A 1,057-nucleotide genomic window follows, 5' to 3' on the forward strand; every position below is an offset into this window, starting at 1 on the left:
AACGCATACGTCGGCAAAACCACCCGCTGAGCCGGTAAGTGATCAAACACCGCCGGCCAATTAACCCCCACCCCCGCAACGAACAACTGGCCCGCGGCGCCCATCATCGAGGCCGCTTCGGGTCGGTCCTTTACCAGCACCGGCACGATCACCGCCGTAGCCGACGACAGTGACTGCTCGATCAAGGATGTCAAGCCACCCCCGGGGCCTACCTCGATAAATCGGGTAGCTCCCATCGACTCCAACGACTGCACACTGTCGGCAAAACGTACTGGTCGGCGGATGTGGTCAACCCAGTACTGCGCCGACCCAAAATCGGGCCCAGTCAGTTCGGACGTCACATTCGACACCACCTGAATCCGTGCGGGATTCACAGTGATGTCGGAGACGATGCGCGCGAATTCATCGAGCATCGGCTCCATCAACGGTGAATGAAACGCGTGCGACACCGCCAACCGGTGCACCCGCCGGCCCTGCTGGGTCAACCGATCCGCAACATCGGCCACTGCTATCTCTGCACCAGAAATCACCACCGATCCCGGCGCATTAATCGCTGCAATACCCACCCCATCAGCCAGCAACGGCAGCACTTCGTCCTCACGGGCAGCTACTGCAACCATCACCCCGCCTTCTGGCAACGCCTGCATCAATTTGCCCCGGGCCGCCACCACCACTGCGGCGTCTTCAAGACTCAACACCCCGACCACGTATGCCGCGGTGATCTCGCCCACTGAGTGACCTATCACGAACTCCGGGCCAATACCCCAGTGCCCCAACAACGCAAACAGCGCCGCTTCCACGGCAAACAACGCCGGCTGGGCGAACTCTGTGCTATTGAGCAGGCCCTGGTCGTCACCCCACATCACTTGGCGTAACGGCAAGCGCAGATGCCGATCCAACTCATCGGCCACCACGTCAAACGCCTCAGCGAACACCGGGAACTGCTCATAAAGTCCTGCCCCCATGCCCACCCATTGCGAACCCTGTCCGGGAAACACCAACACGGTCTTACCGCCCGAGGTAGCCCGACCTGTCACCACGCCCGCACCCGGGCGAC

The 1,057-nt window shown here is 61.7% G+C and carries 1 protein-coding gene; it reads right to left on the bottom strand.

Annotation, left to right across the window (positions count from 1 at the left end; translation table 11 throughout):
• Positions 1-1,057, bottom strand: a 1,057-nt coding sequence (locus AC2VOP_RS18670) for an acyltransferase domain-containing protein (RefSeq protein WP_486962348.1), incomplete at both ends; no start/stop codon positions are given.

Source organism: Mycobacterium sp. TH-M106, from assembly GCF_057473765.1.